Source organism: Thermus sp. FJN-A, from assembly GCF_054655095.1.
Window position 1 is genome coordinate 61,619 of sequence record NZ_BAAHSC010000164.1, and the last position, 19,324, is coordinate 80,942.

At 68.2% G+C, this 19,324-nt stretch carries 21 protein-coding genes; 7 read left to right on the plus strand and 14 right to left on the minus strand.

What is annotated here, in order from left to right:
* The first annotated feature begins 21 nt into the window (after window positions 1-21).
* Window positions 22-270 (plus strand): HTH domain-containing protein, encoded by a 249-nt coding sequence (locus ACYQ0J_RS01860; RefSeq protein ID WP_460170492.1) that lies wholly within the window; start codon window positions 22-24, stop codon window positions 268-270.
* Here the strand turns inward: ACYQ0J_RS01860 and ACYQ0J_RS01865 are convergent.
* Together ACYQ0J_RS01865 and nifJ are read right to left on the minus strand one after the other, a co-directional pair.
* Window positions 236-1,234: a dihydroorotate dehydrogenase-like protein gene (locus ACYQ0J_RS01865; protein WP_460170493.1), complete on the minus strand. Its 999-nt coding sequence runs from the start codon at window positions 1,232-1,234 to the stop codon at window positions 236-238. The two genes, ACYQ0J_RS01860 and ACYQ0J_RS01865, sit on opposite strands and share 35 nt — an antisense overlap.
* A 9-nt stretch (window positions 1,235-1,243) precedes the next feature.
* Complete coding sequence (nifJ, locus tag ACYQ0J_RS01870; RefSeq protein ID WP_460170494.1) at window positions 1,244-4,747, minus strand: pyruvate:ferredoxin (flavodoxin) oxidoreductase; 3,504 nt, start codon at window positions 4,745-4,747, stop codon at window positions 1,244-1,246.
* Window positions 4,748-4,831: 84 nt separating this feature from the next.
* Here nifJ and ACYQ0J_RS01875 point away from each other — a divergent pair, with 84 nt between their 5' ends.
* The 3 genes from ACYQ0J_RS01875 to ACYQ0J_RS01885 are packed head-to-tail and all read left to right on the plus strand — an operon-like array spanning window position 4,832 to window position 6,770.
* The gene (locus ACYQ0J_RS01875; protein WP_460170495.1) at window positions 4,832-4,972 is read left to right on the plus strand and encodes a hypothetical protein; all 141 of its coding nucleotides are present in this window, start codon (window positions 4,832-4,834) and stop codon (window positions 4,970-4,972) included.
* Between the two features lie 32 nt (window positions 4,973-5,004).
* Window positions 5,005-6,231, plus strand: coding sequence for an aminopeptidase (locus tag ACYQ0J_RS01880; RefSeq protein WP_460170496.1), 1,227 nt, complete (start codon window positions 5,005-5,007; stop codon window positions 6,229-6,231).
* 56 nt (window positions 6,232-6,287) lie between these two features.
* Window positions 6,288-6,770, plus strand: coding sequence for a cytochrome P460 family protein (locus ACYQ0J_RS01885; protein ID WP_460170497.1), 483 nt, complete (start codon window positions 6,288-6,290; stop codon window positions 6,768-6,770).
* On the opposite strand, the gene ACYQ0J_RS01890 is transcribed toward ACYQ0J_RS01885, so the two are convergent.
* Entirely contained in the window at window positions 6,767-7,513 is a 747-nt protein-coding gene (locus ACYQ0J_RS01890; RefSeq protein WP_460170498.1) for a Crp/Fnr family transcriptional regulator, read from the minus strand. The two genes, ACYQ0J_RS01885 and ACYQ0J_RS01890, sit on opposite strands and share 4 nt — an antisense overlap.
* Window positions 7,514-7,587: 74 nt before the next feature.
* Between ACYQ0J_RS01890 and ACYQ0J_RS01895 the strand changes: the two genes are divergently transcribed.
* On the plus strand, window positions 7,588-7,944 hold the full coding sequence (locus tag ACYQ0J_RS01895; RefSeq protein ID WP_460170499.1) for a DsrE family protein: 357 nt from the start codon (window positions 7,588-7,590) through the stop codon (window positions 7,942-7,944).
* A 393-nt stretch (window positions 7,945-8,337) separates the two neighbouring features.
* Here ACYQ0J_RS01895 and ACYQ0J_RS01900 read toward each other — a convergent pair whose 3' ends face one another.
* The 11 genes from ACYQ0J_RS01900 to hslO all read right to left on the minus strand — a co-directional run bounded on the left by ACYQ0J_RS01900 (window position 8,338) and on the right by hslO (window position 15,795).
* Entirely contained in the window at window positions 8,338-9,087 is a 750-nt protein-coding gene (locus tag ACYQ0J_RS01900; RefSeq protein ID WP_460170500.1) for a cytochrome c biogenesis CcdA family protein, read from the minus strand.
* A complete protein-coding gene (locus ACYQ0J_RS01905; RefSeq protein ID WP_460170501.1) occupies window positions 9,084-9,383 on the minus strand; it encodes a TlpA family protein disulfide reductase in 300 nt (99 codons plus the stop codon). The genes ACYQ0J_RS01900 and ACYQ0J_RS01905 overlap by 4 nt, the downstream gene beginning before the upstream one ends.
* A gap of 10 nt (window positions 9,384-9,393) precedes the next feature.
* The gene (locus tag ACYQ0J_RS01910) at window positions 9,394-9,930 is read right to left on the minus strand and encodes a TlpA family protein disulfide reductase (protein WP_460170502.1); all 537 of its coding nucleotides are present in this window, start codon (window positions 9,928-9,930) and stop codon (window positions 9,394-9,396) included.
* Between the two features lie 9 nt (window positions 9,931-9,939).
* On the minus strand, window positions 9,940-10,422 hold the full coding sequence (gene merB / locus ACYQ0J_RS01915) for an organomercurial lyase (protein ID WP_460170503.1): 483 nt from the start codon (window positions 10,420-10,422) through the stop codon (window positions 9,940-9,942).
* Window positions 10,403-10,582, minus strand: a complete 180-nt coding sequence (locus ACYQ0J_RS01920) for a YHS domain-containing protein (RefSeq protein WP_460170504.1) — start codon at window positions 10,580-10,582, stop codon at window positions 10,403-10,405. The genes merB and ACYQ0J_RS01920 overlap by 20 nt, the downstream gene beginning before the upstream one ends.
* Before the next feature lie 413 nt (window positions 10,583-10,995).
* Window positions 10,996-12,369, minus strand: coding sequence for a mercury(II) reductase (merA, locus tag ACYQ0J_RS01925; RefSeq protein ID WP_460170505.1), 1,374 nt, complete (start codon window positions 12,367-12,369; stop codon window positions 10,996-10,998).
* Window positions 12,366-12,575: a heavy-metal-associated domain-containing protein gene (locus tag ACYQ0J_RS01930; protein ID WP_460170506.1), complete on the minus strand. Its 210-nt coding sequence runs from the start codon at window positions 12,573-12,575 to the stop codon at window positions 12,366-12,368. Before ACYQ0J_RS01930 ends, merA begins: the two co-directional genes overlap by 4 nt.
* A gap of 9 nt (window positions 12,576-12,584) precedes the next feature.
* Window positions 12,585-13,013: a heavy metal-responsive transcriptional regulator gene (locus ACYQ0J_RS01935; protein ID WP_460170507.1), complete on the minus strand. Its 429-nt coding sequence runs from the start codon at window positions 13,011-13,013 to the stop codon at window positions 12,585-12,587.
* Window positions 13,014-14,252 carry an aminotransferase class I/II-fold pyridoxal phosphate-dependent enzyme gene (locus ACYQ0J_RS01940; protein ID WP_460170508.1) on the minus strand — a complete coding sequence of 413 codons (1,239 nt, stop codon included), beginning with the start codon at window positions 14,250-14,252 and terminating at the stop codon, window positions 13,014-13,016.
* A 9-nt stretch (window positions 14,253-14,261) separates the two neighbouring features.
* Window positions 14,262-14,675: a universal stress protein gene (locus ACYQ0J_RS01945; RefSeq protein ID WP_460170509.1), complete on the minus strand. Its 414-nt coding sequence runs from the start codon at window positions 14,673-14,675 to the stop codon at window positions 14,262-14,264.
* A gap of 94 nt (window positions 14,676-14,769) precedes the next feature.
* Window positions 14,770-15,795, minus strand: coding sequence for an Hsp33 family molecular chaperone HslO (gene hslO, locus ACYQ0J_RS01950; RefSeq protein WP_460170510.1), 1,026 nt, complete (start codon window positions 15,793-15,795; stop codon window positions 14,770-14,772).
* A gap of 36 nt (window positions 15,796-15,831) precedes the next feature.
* Between hslO and cysS the strand changes: the two genes are divergently transcribed.
* Both cysS and ACYQ0J_RS01960 read left to right on the plus strand, forming a co-directional pair.
* Window positions 15,832-17,277 carry a cysteine--tRNA ligase gene (cysS, locus tag ACYQ0J_RS01955; RefSeq protein WP_460170511.1) on the plus strand — a complete coding sequence of 482 codons (1,446 nt, stop codon included), beginning with the start codon at window positions 15,832-15,834 and terminating at the stop codon, window positions 17,275-17,277.
* A 276-nt stretch (window positions 17,278-17,553) separates the two neighbouring features.
* Complete coding sequence (locus ACYQ0J_RS01960; protein ID WP_460170512.1) at window positions 17,554-19,263, plus strand: tetratricopeptide repeat protein; 1,710 nt, start codon at window positions 17,554-17,556, stop codon at window positions 19,261-19,263.
* Window positions 19,264-19,324 lie beyond the last annotated feature (61 nt).

The window sequence follows — 19,324 nt, forward strand, 5'->3', positions numbered from 1 at the left end:
ACGGGTATACTGGGCCTAGCCATGCCCAGGCCGGACCGGTTCCGCAGAGCCGTGATCCACCTCCTCCGGGAGGAAGGCCGCCCCCTGCACTACACGGAGGTGGGCCGCCGCCTCAAGGAGATGGGGCTTTGGGCCCGGGTGCGGGAGCCCGAGAAAATCGCCAAGATCCGCCTTTCCGCCTTGGCCCGCTGGCACCGGAGCCCGGTGGTGGCCCTGGGGGAAGGGCTTTACGGCCTCAGGGAAGAAGGCGGTACGAGCCCAGAACCTTGAGGTAGTTGGCCCGCTCGAGGGCGGCGGGCTCTGCCACCCGCTGGTAGCTCAGGGCGCCCCGCATCTCCTCCACGCTGGCATAGCCCTTTTCCTCCATGAAGGCCTTGAGCTCGGCGAGGGCGGTGTGGAAGTGGCCCGGGCCGTGGGCCAGGACGGCGGAGGTCATCATGGCCACCTGGGCCCCCGCAAGCAGGGCCTTGGCCGCCTCCTTCCCCGAGTGCACCCCCCCCGTGACCGCCAGCTCCAGGTTCACCCGCCCGTAGAGGAGGGCCACCCAGTGGAGGCGCAAGAGGGCCTCGTAGGGGCGGGACAGGCTCAGGGTAGGCACCACGGAAAGGGTCTCCAGGTCAAAGTCCGGCTGGTAGAAGCGGTTGAAGAGGACCAGGGCCCTGGCCCCCGTGGCCTCCACCCCCTTGGCGAAGTGGGCGAAGGCGGTGAAGGCGTGGCCCACCTTGACCGCCACGGGAAGGCGCACGCTCTCCACCACCGCCCGGATGGTGTCCAGGTACATGGCCTCCACCTCCGCCCCGGAAAGGGCGGGGTCGGTGGGGATGTAGTAGAGGTTGAGTTCCAAGGCGTCCGCCCCGGCCTCCTCCAGGAGCCTGGCGTACTCCACCCACCCGCCCCGGCTCACCCCGTTGATGCTGGCGATGATGGGGACGGAAACCCGCTCCTTGGCCCGGGCCAGGAGGTCCAGGTGGCGCTCGGGGGTGAGGCGGTACTCGTGGGCCTTGGGGAAGTAGGTCAGGGCCTCCGCGTAGCTCTCGTGGCCGTAGTGGAGGTAGTGGTCCAGCATCTCCTCCTCGAGGGTCACCTGCTCCTCAAAGAGGGAGTGCATGACGATGGCCGCCGCCCCCCCGTCCTCCAGGCGCAAAAACCCGTCCAGCTTCTCCGTGAGGGGGGAGGCCGAAGCCACCAAGGGGTGCGCCAGCTCCAAGCCCAAATACGTGGTCCTCACGTCCATACCCACCTCCTAACCCGCCACCGCCTCCCGCGCGGCCAGGCGGGCAAGCCTCTGCCACCTTTCCTGCACCGCCTCCTCCGCCGCCCGCAAGAAGGCCTCGGCCTCCTCGGGGTGGGTCTGGAGGAGGAGGCGGTAACGGTTTTCCGCGTAGAGGTACTCCCGTAAGGGAAGGGTCGGGGGCTTGGAGTCCAGGAAGAGCCCTTGGCCTGGGAGGTAGCGGAAGAGGGGCCAGTACCCCGTGCGCTCCGCCAGCTTCTGGTGCTCCATCCCCTTGGCCATGTCAATCCCGTGGGCGATGCAGTGGCTGTAGGCGATGAGGAGGGCGGGGCCCCGGTGGGCCTCGGCCTCGAGGAAGGCCCGCACCGTGTGGGCGTCGTTGGCCCCCATGGCGATCTGGGCCACGTATACGTGCCCGTAGCTCATGGCCATGAAGGCCAGGTCCTTCTTGGGGGTGGGCTTGCCCGCCATGGCGAACTTGGCCACCGCCCCCAGGCCCGTGGCCTTGGAGGCCTGGCCGCCAGTGTTGGAGTAGACCTCGGTGTCCAGGACCAAGACCTTCACGTTGGCCCCGCTGGCCAGAACGTGGTCCAGGCCCCCGTAGCCGATATCGTAAGCCCAGCCATCCCCGCCCACGATCCAAACGGAGTGGGGGATGAGGGCATCGGCCACCGCCAGGAGGTCCTTCGCCCGGGGATCGTCCAGGGGAGCGAGCCTTTCCCGCAGGCGGGCCACGTCTCGCCGCCTCTCCTCCACCCCGTCCGGGCCCACCTCCCCCAGGAGGCGGGCCACGAGCTCCTCGCCCAGCACCTTTTGGAACTCGGGAAGAAGCCTCTTGGCGTACTCCGCCTTCTTGTCCAGGGCCAGGCGCATGCCCAGGCCAAACTCCGCGTTGTCCTCAAAGAGGGAGTTGGCCCAGGCGGGGCCCCGGCCCTCCCGGTTCTTGCTCCAGGGGGTGGTGGGGAGGTTTCCCCCGTAGATGGAGCTGCAACCGGTGGCGTTGGCGATGACCAGCCGGTCCCCGAAGAGCTGGGAGAGGAGCCTCAGGTAGGGGGTTTCCCCACAGCCCGCGCAGGCCCCGGGGAACTCAAAGAGGGGCTCTAGGAGCTGCACGTCCTTCACCGTGTGGAGCTTGAGGCCTGCCCTCGGGGTTTCCGGCAGGGAGAGGAAGAAGTCCCAGTGCCGGTTCATCTCCTCCCGCACCTCGAGGCGGGGAGCCATGTTCAGGGCCTTGCGGCTGGGGTTGGTCTTGTCCTTGGCGGGGCAGGCCTCCACGCAGAGGGCGCACCCCGTGCAGTCATCGGGGCTGATGGCCAGGGTGAACTCCCCGGAAAGCTCCTTCCACATGGCCTTGCGGTGGGGGAAGCCCGCGGGAGCGCCCGCCAGGGCCTCCTCCGGCACCACCTTGGCCCGGATCACGGCGTGGGGGCAGACCAGAACGCACTTCCCGCACTGCACGCACACGTTGGGGTCCCAGGTGGGCACGAACTCGGCGATACCCCGCTTCTCGTAGCGGGCCGTGCCCGTGGGGTAGGTGCCGTCCGGGGGAAAGGCGGAGACGGGTAGCCCATCCCCCAGGCCCAGGGCGATGGGCCCCAGCACCTCCCGCACGAAGGGCGGGGCCTCCCCCACCATGGGGGGCAGGAGCCCCCTTTCCGAGGTAACCCTTCCCGGGATGGGAAGGGACTCCACGGCGGCAAAGCCCAGCTCCACCGCCTGGAAGTTGCGCTCCAAAACGGTCCTGCCCCGCTTGCCGTAGCTCTTCTCTATGCCCTTCTTGATGCGGGCCTTGGCCTCCTCCTCGGGGAGGACGCCGGAGAGCTTAAAGAAGGCGGCCTGCATGATGGTGTTGATGCGCCCGGGCAGGCCCACCCGCCGGGCCAGCTCGTAGGCGTTCACCACGTAGACCTTGAGGTTCTTCCGCAGGATCTCCTCCTGCACGGGCCGGGGCAGCCGGTCCCACACCTCCTCCTTGGGGTAGGGGCTGTTGAGGAGGACCGTGGCCCCCTCCTCGGCCACCCCTAGCATGGGGAGCCTTTCCAGAAACCCCCACTGGTGGATGCCCACGAAGTTGGCCCGCTGGATCAGGTAGGGCTTGTTCAGGGGGTTGGGGCCGAAGCGCAGGTGGCTCACCGTGCGGGAGCCAGACTTCTTGGAATCGTAGACGAAGTAGCCCTGGGCGAAGAGGGGGGTCTCCTCCCCGATGATCTTGATGCTGTTCTTGTTGGCGGAAACCGTCCCGTCCGCCCCCAGGGCGAAGAACACCGCCCGCACCGAGGCGGGGTCCTCGAAGTCCACCTCGGGGTAGGCGAGGCTCGTGCCCGTGACGTCGTCCACGATGCCCACGGTGAAGCCGTGGCGGGGCCGGTCCCTTTGCAGTTCCTCGTAGACCCCGAGGGCCATGGCCGGGGTGAACTCCTTGGAGGAAAGCCCGTAGCGCCCGCCCACCAGGAGGGGCACCCCTTGGCCCCGCAGGGCGAAGGCGGCCGCCACCTCCTGGAAGAGGGGCTCCCCTACAGCCCCCGGCTCCTTCCCCCGGTCCAGGACCGCCACCTTGCGGGCGGTGGCCGGGATGGCCGCCAGGAAGCCCTCCGGGTGGAAGGGGCGGTAGAGGCGCACCCGCACCATCCCCACCTTCTCCCCCCGCTTAAGCAGGTAGGCCACCGCCTCCTCCACCGCCAAGGAGGCGGAGCCCATGACCACCACCACCCGCTCCGCCTCCGGGTGGCCGAAGTACTCGTAGGGCCTATAACGCCGCCCCGTGACCGCGGCGAAGCGGTCCATGGCCTCCTGGACCACCTGGGGGAGGCGCAGGTAGTAAGGGTTGATGGCCTCGCGGTTCTGGAAGTAGTGGTCGGGGTTCTGCGCGGTGCCCCGGATCACGGGGGCCTCGGGGGTGAGGGCCCGCTTGCGGAAGGCCTCGAGGGCGGCGAAGGGGAAAAGGGCCTTGAGCTCCCGGTCGGAGAGGGGCGCGATCTTCTGCACCTCGTGGGAGGTGCGGAAACCGTCCATGGCGTGCAGGAAAGGAAGGCTGGCCTCCAGGGCCGCCACGTGGGCCACGGCCGCCAGGTCCTGGGCCGCCTGCACCGAGTCGGAAACCAGGATGGCCCAGCCGGTGGGGCGCACCGCGTAGAGGTCCTGGTGGTCCCCGAAGATGGAGAGGGCGTGGGTGGCCAAGGAGCGGGCGGCCACGTGGATCACCCCGGGAAGGGCCTGCCCCGCGATCTTGTACATGTCGGGGATCATGAGGAGGAGGCCTTGGCTGGCGGTGAAGGTGGTGGCCAGAACCCCCTCCTGCAAGGCCCCGTGCAAGGCCCCGGCCGCCCCCCCTTCGGACTGCATCTCCACCACCTTGGGCACCAGGCCGAAGAGGTTGGGTTCCCCTTTGGCCGCCCACTCGTCGGAGAGTTCGGCCATGGGGCTGCTGGGCGTGATGGGGTAGATGGCGATGACCTCGCTCAAGCGGTAGGCCACCCGGGCCACCGCCTCGTTCCCGTCCACGGTGATGGGGCGCATAGGCTTCACCTCCACCCTACCCTATTCCCTCCCCCGGGTGAGGAATGTCCCGGGGTTGGCCCCTTTTGGGGGGATAATGGGGGCATGCTCCCCCGCTGGCGCTACGTCCTGGCCCTCCTCCTGGTGGCCCTGGGGGTGGCCCTCGAGGCCTACCGCCCCTTCCTCCTAGTCCTCGCGGGCCTCGTCCTTCTCCTCTTCCGGCCCCGAAGCTGCCCCAGGCCTTGACGGAAGGCCCTTCCGGGCAGAGACTTGGGGGCGTGGACACCTTTGCCAGGAACTTGGAAAAGCTGGCGGAACTCGCCGTCCGGGTGGGGCTCAACCTGGAGAAGGGGCAGGAGGTCATCGCCACTGCCCCCATAGAGGCGGTGGACTTCGTGCGCCTCCTGGCGGAGAAGGCCTACCGGGAGGGGGCGAGCCTCTTCACCGTGATCTACGGGGACCATGACCTCGCCCGCAAGCGCCTCTCCCTGGTGCCGGAGGAGGCCTTGGACCGGGCCCCAGCCTGGCTCTACGAGGGCATGGCCAGGGCCTACCGGGAAGGGGCGGCGAGGCTTGCCGTCTCCGGAAGCGACCCCAAGGCCCTAGAGGGGCTTCCCCCGGAGCGGGTGGGCCGGGCCCAGCAGGCGAACGCCCGCGCCTACAAGCCCGCCCTGGAGGCCATCACCGAGTTCGCCACCAACTGGACCATCGTCCCCTTCGCCCACCCCGGCTGGGCCAGGGCCGTCTTTCCGGGGCTTCCCGAGGGAGAAGCCGTGCAGAAGCTCTGGGAGGCCATCTTCCAGGCCACCCGGGCCGACCGGGAAGACCCCGTGGCGGCCTGGGAGGCCCACAACCGCGCCCTCCACGAGAAGGTGGCCTACTTAAACGCCCGCCGCTTCCACGCCCTCCACTTCCGGGGGCCGGGGACGGACCTCTTGGTGGGCCTCGCCGAGGGGCACCTCTGGCAGGGCGGGGCCGCCCCTACGAAGAAAGGGCTTCTCTGCAACCCCAACCTGCCCACGGAGGAGGTCTTCACCGCCCCCCACCGGGAGCGGGTGGAGGGGGTGGTGCGCTCTAGCCGCCCCCTGGCCTTGGGGGGCACCCTGGTGGAGGGGATCTGGGCCCGGTTTGAAAGAGGCCTCGCCGTGGAGGTGGGGGCGGAGAAGGGGGAGGAGGTGCTCCTAAAGGTGCTCGCCACCGACGAGGGGGCGAGGCGCCTGGGCGAGGTGGCCCTGGTCCCCGCGGACAACCCCATCGCCAGGACGGGCCTCGTCTTCTTTGACACCCTCTTCGACGAGAACGCCGCCAGCCACATCGCCTTCGGCCAGGCCTACGCAGAAAACCTGGAGGGCCGCCCCTCGGGGGAGGAGTTCCGGAGGCGGGGCGGGAACGAGAGCCTCATCCACGTGGACTGGATGGTGGGCTCGGAGGAGATGGACGTGGACGGGCTCCACGAGGACGGCACCCGCACTCCCCTCATGCGGCGGGGAAGGTGGGTGGTGTAAAGGCCTTTACAGCTCCACCTCCATGCCCCGCCTAGGCTGGGGCGTGGAGGTGAAGAATGATAAGAACCTTCCTTGGTGGCCTCCTGGTCCTCGGTCTCCTGGCCCTTGCCCAGCAAGGGGAGGACCTGGCGAAACGCCTCTGGCAGCTTCTTGCGGGCTTCTCCGGCCAGGACTACCGCCTGACCTGGCACTACATCCCGGGCAAGCCCATGGGCTTCTACAAGGGAAGCGAGCCCCACGGCGCTATTCTTCGCACCTTTGTCAACGACATCGCCTACGATGCCATCCGGGCTAAGGTAGGCCGGTACCCGGTGGGCGCTGTCTTGGTTAAGGACAACCATATGCCTGACGGCACCCTAGCAGCTGTCACCGTGATGTTGAAGATGTCGGAGGGCTACTATCCCGAAGGCGGCGACTGGTTCTGGGCCAAGTACCTCCCCAACGGCACGGCGGAAGCGGCGGGGAAGGTGGCGGCCTGCGCCGCTTGCCATGCCCAGGTGAGGAACCAGGACTACGTGTTCAGCACCGCTGTCCGTTAGAAGATCAGGCGCTGCAACAGGCCTTCTAGGCGGGCCGGGTAGACCAGGTACCCGGCCCCTTCTCTTTGCAAGGCCCCCTCCATCCGGAAAAGCCGCAGGGCGTAGGCCACGCTTACCCGGCTCACCCCGCAGAGGGAGCCCAGCTCCTCCTGTGTCAGACCCACGTCCAGACGCACGCCCCCGTCCCCATGCGAGTCCCCGAAGCGCCGGCACAAGGAGAGAAGAAGCCGGCCGACCCGGACAGGGGCGGGAAGCGTAGCCTCCGCCAACTCCTCGGAGAGGAGGGTAACCCGCTCCGCCAGAACCGCACAAAGCCTTAGCGCTGCCTCGGGAACGTGCCGGCAAAGGGCCAGGAACTGGTCTCGGGAAACAGGGCAAACCACCGCCTCAGGGCTTTGTACCAAGGCGGTCACCCCTTGGCGCGGGCGGTCGGTGAGAAAGGACTCACCGAAAAGGTCTCCTGGGCCCAGGAGGGCCAAGGTCCGGTCGCCCTTTGGGGTCTCCAGCAGAAGCCGCACCCGCCCTTCCACCAGGATGTAGAGGCTTTCCGCCTCATCCCCCTGGCGAAAGACGGCCTCACCGCGGAAAAGCCTCCGGGGCGGACAGATGGCCTCCACCTCTTTGCGCTCCTCCGGAGCGAGGCCTTCCGGGAAGCGGGCCCCGGGCACGACGAAGGCCCCGAAGGGCTTCGGAGCCCTGCCCCGAAGGAGGCGAAGGAGGGCGTGGGGCTCCCACGGGGGCATGTTCAAGAGTTTACAGCCCTAAGCGCCCGGCCCCCATAACCTGGACCCTGCCCCTCGGGGCAGAAGGAGGCAAGATGCGGAAGATCGCCATCATTATCTTGGCAGGAACGGAAACCCACGAGGGCTTGGGCCGCTTGGTGAACGCCCTGATGCTGGCCCAAGAGCTTAAGGGCAGCGGGGACGAGGTGAGGATCATCTTCGATGGAGCCGGAACCCAGGGGCTTGCTGCCCTCTCCGACCCTGGCCACCGGGCCCACGCCCTCCTCCTCGCAGTCAGAGATCGCATCCAGGGGGCCTGCGCCTACTGCGCCCGCGCCTTCGGGGTCAAGGAGACCCTCGAGGCCCTGGGCTTTCCCTTCCTCTCGGAGTTTCGTGACCACCCGAGCCTACGGAGCCTCCTGGAGGGCGGGTACCAGCTCGTGACGTTCTAAGCCGCAACCTCGCTCCAAACCCCATCCCCGCCCCAGCCAGGGTGGGGTCATCCGCGGAGGCCCCTAAGCCCCCAGAAAGCGAACTTTTCCCGAACATTTCCAGGCTTGGCCATCCTCTGGGCTCCGCACCATGCGGTACGGAGACAGGGTCCAGGCCTCTCCCGGTTCACCCAGCAGCCCGTAAAGCAAAGGGCGGTAGACCGGCAGCTTTGGCTTGGACCGCCCGCAGTCTCGGCCGAAAGCGCACGACGGAAGCAAGGGGCCAAACCACCCGGCCAGGCTCACCAGGAAGGGAAGCAACAGGGAAGCCAGGAGGGGAATAAGGCAACAGAGGAGGGCGAGGAAGAGTGCCCCAATCAAAGCCAGATACGCGCGGGGGTCCTTACCCATGCCTCAGGCCTCCGCACCCTGGCGGGTAGCCCGCCGCTTGAGCCAAAAGCCGAGCCAAAGCGCCAGGATCCCGACCAGAAGTCCTACGGTTCGGGCCAGGCCAGGACTCCCGCTCAGGAAGGTGAGCCAGTAGGCCAGAAGGTACCCCCCGGCCAGGAGGAGAAGCCCTGCGCCCAAGGGCTCCAGGTAGAGCCCGGCCCGCCTGAGCCCCTTCAAGAGCTCCTCCTTCCCCAGGCCCACCAAGAGGCTCGCCCCCGTCAGGACCGCCCCCATGCCAAGGCCGTAGGCCGAAAGGGCAAAGAGCCCCTCTAGGGGCCCCCGGGAGAGGGCCACACCAGCCACCGCCAGGAAGACCGGCAGGGTACAGCCCAGGCTAGCCAGACCATAGAGGAGGCCGAAGAGGTAAAACTCACCCCACCCCCGGCCCTCCGGGGCCCTGAGATCCACCCCGAGCCCCACCCCCCGCCCGGCCAGGGTGAAGGTTCCCAGGATGAGGAGAAAGAGGCCGAGGAGCAGGTTTACGTAGGGCAAATAGCGGCTCAAGGCCGTGCCTACCAGGGTGAGCAGGAGGCCCATGCCCCCAAAGGCCGTGAGCGCCCCCAGGCTCAGGAGAAGCCCCAAAACAACCCCCGCCCGCGCACCCCCTTGGCCCCGGGCCAGAAAGCGGCCCAACACCGCAGGCAGCATGGCGAAGCCGCAAGGGTTCAAGGTAGCCAGGGCCCCGGCGGTAAAGGCGTAGACGAGGAAGCTCACAGGAGACCTCCCAGGTAAGCCCAAAGGGCCTCGGCCGAGACCTCACCCCGCAGTTCCTTCACCTTCCGGCCCTGCTTATCGAAGATCAGCGTGGTGGGCATGGCCTGGAGACGGTACTTATCCACGGCTACCCGAAGGCTCTTGTTCCACACACCATCACCTCCTACAGGTTCAGCGAACCTGGAGCTTGGGAAGATACGGGCTCGGGCCACCACCCCAAACGACAGGACCGAGAGAATGAGGAAACCCGGCACGCTCCGGGGTATCCAGATTGCGGGCTTAAGGATCCAGGCCATCAGGCGCAAGCTAACCTCCTTTCCCAAGGCCCAGCTTGGAGAAGGCCAGCTTCCAGGTGGCGTAGTTCGCCGGACGGAAGTCGGTGTAGCGGATGATGCCTCCTGCGTCCAAGAGGAATTTGGTGTCCAGGTAGCGGACCTGGTACTTGGTGAGCATTCCATCGCGGTCCAGGGCGTAGTACCACTCATCCGGGAAGCCATAGCGGACCTTGTAGGTGCGGAGGTCGGCCTCGGTCTCGTTGGGGTCAATGAAGACGACGAGGACCCGGAAGGGGGACTGAACCTCCTGCTGGAAGCGCAGAAGGTCGCGCAGCCCCTCAATGCAGGGGACGCACCAGGTGGCGGTGAAGAAGATCAGGCCTGGACGGTCCCCCACCAGGCTGTCACGGGTGATGGCGCGGCCAAAAGCGTCGGTGAGCCGGAAGTCTGGGGGGCGTTGGCCCACGGCGAGGCCCTCGCTGCCCGAGGGAGGGCGGGGGAAAAGGACCCAGGCCCCCGCCAGGAGGACTAGGGCGGCCGGGAGTAGGACCCACTGGCGTGGCCTCACGCTCGCCTCCTAGCAGCAACCTGCGGATTCGCCCTCTTCCGGAAGACCCTCCAGGGCCACTTGGGCCAGCCGGACGGCCTCGGAGAGGGGGAGGGCCTGGACCAGGGCGCGGACCTCAGGGGGCAGGGTGGCCCGCCAGGCCCAAAGCTCCTCCCACGTGGCGAAGAAGTGGAGGTAGGGGCAGCGGCTTGCGGGCATCCCCGGCGCCTCGGGCAAAGGGGCCTCAGGCCCGATGAAGGAAACCCAAAGACCGCCTTCCTCAGGGCCATTGGGCGTTAGCGTCAGCCGCAAGAAGCCACCCCCGGGAGGCCTCGCCTCCACGGTCCAGCGCTTCCCGGTGAGGAGGGGGTAGAGCAGGGCGTCAAAGGCGCAGTACACGTAGACCTCTTCCTCTTCCCCCAGGAGCCGGTAAGGGGTAGGCTTCGGGCTTTGGATACGCTTTAGAAGTTCCTCTCGGCTCAGGTCCCGCAGGCTAGCCTTCTGGGGATTCACGGCGCTCCTCCTTGGCGTAGCGCTCGGGCTCCTTAAGGAAAGCCTCCCGGCAATGAGCGCAGCAGAAATGGTAGGTCTTCCCCCGGTACTCGGCAAAAAACTGGGAGCGTTCCGCGTTGACCGTGCGACCACACACGGGATCCTTCACAAACTGGGCCATGGCTGACCTCCTAACAGCACCCGTAAAAACCCGGGTACTGAACCCAGAGCCAAAGCAAAAGCTCCTCCAGATTTTTGATCTCCAGCGTCACCGGGTCTTCCTCGCCCTCCAGGAAAAGGCGTGGGCACGGAGGCCCGGCCACCGGCCTGAGCCTCAGGCGGAGGGGCCGGTGCCTCGCGGCCTCGCGCCAGAGGGCCACCTTAACCATGCAAGCCGGACAATCCGGCCGGTAAAGAAGCTCCGCCCGCGGCCCCAGGGCAGCCACCGGAGCCTCCTTAAGAAACCGGGCACAGGCTTCGTCCTCTACCGGGTAGCGCACCCCCTCTACCTCTACCCACAGGGGTAGCCCGGGGATCCTCCGTTGGCACACCGCACAGCGCAAGGCGGACTCTAGCCGGACCATCCCTACCCCCTTAGGCGCAGCAGGAAAGCTTTTTGGGGTCGGTGTCCAAGGCCTGGGCCACGAGCCGCACCCCCTCGGCCAGGGTCAGGTAGGGATGGAAGGTGTCTATAAGGTCCCGGTAGCTTAAGCCGTACTTCACCGCCAAGATCCCCTCCTGGAGAACCTCCCCCGCCTCGGGGGCCAGCACGTGGAGGCCTAGGACCACCCCTTCCCCGTCCACCACGATCTTGAAGGCCCCCCGGACGTCCTGCCCCACCAGGGCCCGGGGCACCTGGGCAAGGGGGAGGGTGGCCGCCCGCACCCCCTCGCCGTACCGCTTCCTGGCCTCCTCCTCCGTGAGGCCCACCGCGGCCAGGGCGGGGTCGGTGAAGGTGACCCGGGGCAGGGCGGAGAGGTCCAAGGGGGTGTTCCCGCCGAGGGCGTTCTTTGCCGCCACCCGGCCCGAGAGGGCGGCCACGTAGACGAACTGGGGCAGGCCCGCCACGTCCCCCGCGGCGAAGACCCTGGGGTTGCTGGTCCTCAGGTATTCATCCACCCGCACGAAGCCTCGCCCGTCCCGCTCCACCCCGGCCCGCTCCAGCCCAAGCCCCTCGGTGCGGGCCCTGCGGCCCGTGGCCACCAGGAGCCTTTCCGCCGCGAAGGCGCCCCGGTCCGTTTCCACCCGGTAGCCCTCCCCCCGCTCCACCCGGAGAACCCGCACCCCGGTGTGGACCTCCAGGCCCTCCTCCTCCAGGTAGCCCCGAAGCAGGGTGGAAAGCCCAGGGTCCTCGGCGGGCAGGAGGTGGGGCAAAGCCTCTAACACCGTGACCCGGGTGCCGAAGCGGGCGTAGGCCTGGGCGAGCTCCAGCCCGATGGGCCCTCCCCCGATCACCAGGAGGCTTTGGGGGAGGAGGTCCGGGGAGAGGGCCTCGAGGTAGGTCCAGGGCCGGCTCTCGGCCAGGCCGGGGACGGGGGGCAGGGCGGGGTAGGCCCCGGTGGCCAGGAGGTAACGCCCCGCCTTCAAGGGCCTTCCCGCCACCTCCAGGGTCTCCCCGTCCAGAAAGCGGGCCTCGCCCCGGAGGACGGGCACGCCCGCCCCCTCCAAAACCTCCGCGTACTTCTCCTGGCGTAGCCCCTCCACGAGCCGGTCCTTCTGGCGGATGACCGCTTCCAGGTCCACCTCCAGGGCCCGGGTCTGGAGGCCACGGAAGGGGTGGTGGCCCGCCCGGTGGTAGGCCTCCGCCGCCCGGAGGAGGTACTTAGAGGGCACGCAGCCCACGTTGACGCAGGTACCCCCCAAGACGCCCGCCTCCACCACCGCCGCCTTCGCCCCGAGGGCGAAAGCCTCCAAGGCCGCCGCCACCCCGGCCGAGCCCGAGCCCACGATGAGGAGGTCGTAGCTCATACCGCCTCCCCCGGATAGCCCACCCGGTCCAAAGCGGCGAGAAGCTCCGCCAAAAGCGCCTCCCCCACCACGTGGACCTCCTTCCTCAGGTAGTCCACCCGCACCTTCTCCACGCCCTCAACCCGGCTAAGGGCCGTCTCCACCGCGCGGATGCAGCCTGCGCAGTGGATGCCGGGCACCTTGATGCGGTAGCGGTTCTTCTCCACGCCCCCAGGCTAGACCCTGGAGCGGGCTCCAGGGTCAAGGGGGTCCAGGTAGACGCAGTGGTCCTTGCCGTCGCAAGCGGGGTCAGGGTGGGCCTCGGCGTAGGCAAGCCGTTCGGCCAGGGCTCTCTCTAGGGCCTGAAGCTCCCCAAGTTTGCGCCGCACCTCCTCCAAGCGCCTTCCCAGGGCCTCCCGCACGTGGCGGCAGGGGGGGTTGCCCACCGCCATGACCCCCAGGACCTCCCGGATGTCCTCCAGCCTGAGCCCGGCGGCCTGGGCCTCCCGGATGAAGCGGAGGCGGTGCCTGGCCTCCTCCCCGTAGAGGCGAAACCCCCCAGGCGTCCTGCCCTCCGGGGCGAGGAGGCCAAGCCTTTCGTAGTAGCGGAGGGCGTCCGGGGAGAGCCCGAACTCCTGGGCGAGCTGGCCGATGGTGTAAGGCATCTACACCGCCTCCAAAGCCTCTTGGAAAAGGGCCTGAAGGTCCCCGGGGTCCTCCAGGCCCACGGAGACCCGCACGAGCCCCGGGGTGACCCCCGCCTCGAGGCGGGCCTCCTCCTTGAGGCGGCTATGGGTGGTGGTCCAGGGGTGGACGAGGAGGGTGCGGGCATCCCCCAGGTTGGGCGCCTTGAGGAGACGGATGGCCCGGAGGAAGCGGCTAGCCGCCTCCAGGCTCCCCAGGTCCAGGGTGAGCATGGGCCCGCCCGAGGCCAGGTACTTCCGGGCGTTCTTGTGGGCGGGGTCCTCGGGAAGGCCCGGGTAGCGGAGGGCCTTCACCTTGGGGTGGGCCTTGAGGCCCTGGGCGAGAAGGGCCGCCGTCTCGCTCATGCGCCGCACCCGTAGGGCCACGGTCTCCAGGCCCTGGAAGAGGAGGTAGGCGTTAAAGGGGGAAAGGCTCATCCCCGCCAAGGAGAGCCCCAGGGTCCGGACCCTCTCCGGATAGCACCGGGCCCCCAGGGCCTCCCAGGGGATCTGGCCCTTGGGGTCGGGCTCCAGGAACTGGGGGTAGTTCCGCCACAGCCCGGTCTCCCGGGAAAGCACCGCCCCGCCCAGCACCGAGCCATGCCCTGAGGCCCACTTGGTGAGGCTTTGGACCACCACGTGGGCCCCCCACCGCAGGGGCTGGCACAAAGCCCCCACCGCCCCGAAGGTGTTGTCCACCACCAAGGCCACCCCCCGCTCCTCCGCCAAGGTGGCCAGGGCCTCGAGGTCGGGCACGAGGAGGGCGGGGTTGGCCACGGTCTCCACGAAGAGGACCCGGGTCCTTTCCGTGAAGGCCCCGCGCACGGCATCGGGCTCGGGGTCCACGTAGCGCACCCTGACCCCCATGAGCCCGAGGACCTGCTGGAAAAGCCCGATGGTCTGGCCGAAGAGCCCCTTGGCCGCCACCACCTCGTCCCCCTGGCGGAGGAGGGCGAGGAGGGCGGCGAAGGTGGCCGCCTGCCCCGAGGCCAAGGCCACGGCCTCAAGCGCCCCTTCCAGGGCTTTAAGCCGTTCCTCCAGGGCCCTTGCCGTGGGGTCCTTCTGCCTGGCGTAGACGTACCCTTCCCCGGTGGCGAAGCGCTCCTGGCCCTCCTCCAGGGTGGCGAAGCCGTAGGCGGCCACCGCGTAGATGGGGAGGCCCACCGCCCCGTGGGGGTCTTCCGGGAGACCGGAAAGCACGGCCAGGGTCTCGTAGCGCATGCCCACCCCCTAGCGCACCAAGAGCACGGGACAGGGGGCCTCGGCCACCACCTTTTGGCTTTGGCTGCCCAGGAAGAGGCTCCCCAAAGCCCCAAGCCCCCGGGTGCCCATGACGATGAGGTCCGCCCGCTCTCCCAAGGCGGCCTCCAGGATGGCCCGGGCAGGCTCCCCTTCCAGGAGGAGGGCGTCCTCCTTGGCCACCCCCGTGAGGGCCAAAGCCTCCGCCAGCACCTTCTCCGCCCGCTCCAGGCGGCGCTTTAGGGCCTCGGCAAAATAAGGCTCCCCCAGGTAGTCGGGGACGGGCTCGTAGGCGTGGACCACGAGAAGCCTCGCCCCGTGGGCCTTCGCCTCGGCCTTGGCCACCTCCGCCGCCCGCTTGGCGTGGTCCGAGCCGTCGTAAGCCAGGAGAATGGTCTTGAACATGCTCCCAGTTTACCCGCTTCCTTGGCCCCCGGTGGAAAGGCCCACCGGACCCTCCTCCGGGGTCCCCATGCTGGCCCAGGCCAGCAGGGGGCAGTCAAGCCTGGGGCCGCCCTTCCGCGGGGAGTTCCACCCTGCGGCCGCAGCGGCAGGTCTCCCCTTCTATGCGAAAAAGGGTGCCGTCGGCGCGGGGGTAGAGCCAGAGGGTCCCGCAGTCGGGGCAGCGCACCTCGGCCACCAGGGAGCGGATCTCCTCCGGGGAGAAGCGGTAGACCTCCCCGCACCAGTGGCAGACCACCTCCGCTCCCCCGTCCTTCACGATCATGTCCTCCCGCTCCTCCGGGGTGAAGAAGACCAGGGCCTCCAGGGCCTTCTCCCGGTTGCAACGGCAGCGGAAGCGGGCGGGGATCTCGTTTCTGGCATAGCCCAGGGCGCGGAGGTCGGTGCGTTCAAAGCCCAGGCCCTCCAGGAGGATCGCCAAGGCCCCTTCCAAGCCCCGCTCCCGAAGAAGCGGGGTGATCCCGGGGAGGTCCTTCAGGTTGGCCTCGAGGCGCCCCAAGACCTCCTCCTTGGCCCCGGGCATCACCTGCACCGCCACACCCCCCGCCACCTCCACCTCCCCCTCCCCCGCCACCCTCACCCCCAGGAGCACGGCGGAGGGGATCTGCTCCGACTGCCAGAGGTAGTGGGCCAGGTCCTCGGCGATCTCCCCGGAAACCAGGGGCACGGTGCTCGTGTAAACCTCCCCGTTAGGCAGGCTCCGGTCCACCCGCAAAACCCCGGCCCCCACGAGCTCCCCCACGTTCAGCTTGCCGTCGGGGCGCAAGGGGACCTCCGCCCGGGGGTTTTTGACGTACCCCCGCACCTGGCCCTGGGCATCCGCCTCCGCCACCAAGCCCCCTAAAGGCCCGGTGCCCTCTATCCGCAGGGTGAGGCGCTCCTTGGGGGTCTTGAGGAGAAGCTGGGCCAGAAGGAGCGCCCCCGTCATGGCCCGGCCCAAAGCAGCTGTGGCCGTGGGGGAAAGGCCGTGGCGGCGCCTCGCCTCCTCCACCACGTCCTGGGTTTCGGCGGCCACCACCCTCAAGGTCCCCTCCCCGGCGAGGCCCCTAAGGATCCGTCCCATACCCCGCCATTATGCCACGGGCCCTATAATCGCCCTATGGGCCTCGTCATCTACGACACCCTTAGGCGTGCCAAGGTGCCCTTTGAACCCGCCACCCCAGGCCACGTGGGCATCTACGTGTGCGGCCCCACGGTCTACTCCGACCCCCACCTGGGCCACGCCCGGGGGCCCGTGGTCTACGACGTCCTGAGGCGCTACTTCCTCCACAAGGGGTACCGGGTGCGCTTTGTCTCCAACATCACCGACGTGGGCCACCTCACCGACGACGCCGACCAGGGGGAGGACAAGATCGAGCGCCGGGCCAAGCTGGAGCGCCTGGAACCCATGGAGGTGGCGGAGAAGTACACCTGGAGCTACTTTGACGCCATCACCGCCCTAAACGTCCTCCGCCCCTCCATCGCCCCCAGGGCCAGCGGCCACATCCCCGAGCAAATCGAGCTTGCGGAAAGGCTTTTGCAGCTGGGCTACGCCTACGAGCGCCAAGGAAGCGTCTACTTTCGGGTAAGGGCCTTTCCCCAGTACGGCAAGCTCTCGGGGAAGCGCCTGGAGGAGCTGAGGGCGGGGGCCAGGGTGGAGGTGCGGGAGGAGAAGGAAGACCCCCTGGACTTCGCCCTCTGGAAGGCGGCGGAGCCCGGCCACCTCATGCGCTGGAAGAGCCCCTGGGGGGAGGGGTATCCCGGCTGGCACATCGAGTGCACGGCTATGAGCCTCAAGTACCTGGGGGAGGGGTTTGACCTCCACGCGGGCGGGATTGACCTCCAGTTCCCCCACCACGAGTGCGAGATCGCCCAGGCGGAGGCCGCAGGCTTCCGCTTCGCCCGCCACTGGATGCACCACAACCACGTGCTTTTGGAGGGGGAAAAAATGGCCAAGAGCACGGGGAACCTGGTCCTCCTCCACGACCTCCTGAAGGCCCACGAGCCCATGGCCCTTCGCTTCTACCTCCTCCAGACCCACTACCGGAGCCCCATGGACTTCACCTGGGAGGGCCTGGAAAGCGCCAAGCGGGGCTACGCCCGCCTCCTCCAGGCCTACCGGGAGGTGCGGCAGCGGAGGAAAACCGCCTCCTCCGGCACGACCCCCGGGCTGGAAAGGGCCCTGGACGCCCTGGAAAAGGCCTTCATGGGGGCTATAGAGGACGACCTCTCCACCCCCGAGGCCCTGGCCGCCTTCTTCTCCTTCCTCCCCGAGCTCCACAAGCTCCTTGCCGAGGCCAAGGGGGATACCCTGGCCCGGGCGGAGGCGGTCTTCCACACCCTGGGGGAGGGCATCTTGGGCCTCTTCCCGGCGAGGGTTCTGGAGGACCGGCTTTCCGGCCCCCTCCTGGAAGGCCTCGTGGAGTTGCTCCTGGATCTCAGGGAAGAGGCAAGGCGGGCCAAGGACTACGCCAAGAGCGACCTCATCCGGGAAAGGCTGAAAGCCCTGGGGGTGATCGTGGAGGACACCAAGGAAGGCCCCAAGTGGCGGCTGGAACTTCTTTAAAAAACTTTCCCCCTTTTCTTGTTTCCCTCGCCCTGTTGGCTCCGGGGAAACCCCCGCCGGACCCTTTTGCCGGGCCGCCATGCTAGCTTGCGCCAGCATGGGTGGTATAAGAAGCCTCCTGGCTTGCGCCTTTTGCCTTTAGCCTATGTGGTTCTAGAGGCCTAGCCGAAAAGAGGCCTCGGCCGACGCTCAAGATAGCCGCGGTGGGGCGATGAGGCACTTTGCGAAGGAATACCGTACACGACCCGACCGAAGCTCTGTGATAATCTACCTGTAATGGGCAATCCAGCGTTGCGTACCCTGGGAGCACTGGCTTTAGAGGGTACCCACCCCAAGGATTTCCGAAAACGAAAGCCCCTGCTACTGCTGGCTTATTTGGTCTTGGAAGGACCTTGCTCGAGGCGTCATCTGGCCGAGCTGTTTTGGCCGGGCGCCAGCGACGCCCGCAATAGCCTGTCGGTGGCCCTGACCCAGCTTCGTACCGCGGGCGTACGCGTAGAAGGCGAGGATGTCCTACGGGCCGAGGTGGACTGCGACGCTTTAAGACTCCAGCGTGCCCTCGCCCGGGGAGAGCTCGAGGAAGCGCGCAACCTCTATGGGGGGCGCTTTTTGGAGGGAGCCGACGAGGGGTTGCCGCCCGAACTCGAGGAGTGGGTCTGGGCCCAACGTGAGGCCCTGGCCCAGGCGCTATGGGTGGCTCACCTGCGGCGGGCCGAAGCCCTACACGGCCTGGGCTGGACCGAAGAGGCCGAGGCGCTTTTGCAAGGTGCCCGCACCTTACCGGGCGTGGCCGGCGTGCTCGAGGACGAGAACGAGCCTCGGCTGGAAGTCTTCCCAGCTGAGGTGCAGCGGGCCTACTTTGCGGTGCAAGCAGTCGGACTCACGCGGGCAGTGGAGCTTTTGGGTTTGAAGCCGGAAGCGCTTGACCTACTCATGGCAAAAGGGCTTCTGGACGCTTATGGGCAACCCGTGCAGCAAGTGCCCCTTAGCGCCGAAGGCCGTAGGGTAGCTCTGGAGCTGGCCCGCAAGCTCCCTCTGGGCGAGGCCGCGCCCCTATACCAGGTGGCTAGGGCCCACTGGGAAGAGGCCGATTGCATGCGGGGGCGGGCCGCCCTATTGCGGCTGGCCCGGTCCCAGGTGGAAGAGCAGCCCCAGGAAGCCCTGGCCCTGTTGCACGATCTGGCTCCGGATACAGAACTCCTATTGCTGCGGGCACGCACCCTAGAGCGGCTGGGCCGCTACAAGGAGGCCCTGGAAGTCTTAGACGAGCTACCCAGTAGCCCCGAGAAGAGCGCTTTGCGGGGTAGCGTGCTCTTGCGGCTGGGGCAGTTCGCCGAGGCCCAGGCCGAGGCCGAGGCGGCCGCCCGGGGAGGGGTTTATCCGCAGGCTGAAGCCCTTAACCTCCAGGGCATGATGCTCCTGGCACAAGGCCGCTTCCAGGAGGCCGCCGAAGCCTTCAGCCGAGCAGCGGTACGCTTTTTGATGGCCGGGGAGGAAGTACGCCACTTGGGCGCTTTGGGCAACCGTGCCGTGGCCTTGGCCGAGTTGGGCCAGGGGGAAGGGGCCTTTGCTGAGGTGCTCGAGGCCATTGGGCCGCACGAGGGCCTGCGGGCACGGGTCTATCTCAACCTAGGGGTAATCAAGGAACGCCAAGGCCAGCCCGCGGAGGCGGAACGGCTCTATCGGGAGTCGCTGGCCCTGGCTCACGGCAACCTGGAAGCCATGGGGCGGGCCTGGAACAACCTGGGCGCCCTTTACCACCGCCAGGGGCGGTTGGCCGAGGCCAAAGCTGCCTACCAGGAAGCCCTAAGCCTGGCGAAGGCAGGTCAGGAGTGGGTGCTGACCGCTGCCGTGCTGGCCAACTTGGCCGAGCTTACCGGCGACCACGCCAGCCTAGAGGAAGCCATTGCCCTCTTGGAAGAAGCCCGCTATACCGTACTGGCTGAGCGTTACCGAAGCCGGCTCGAGGCGTTCAGGCCCAGTTAAGACCCCCTTTGCTACCCTCTAAGCACCCTCGGCGGGCCCGGCTCCTGCGGTTGGAGATCCG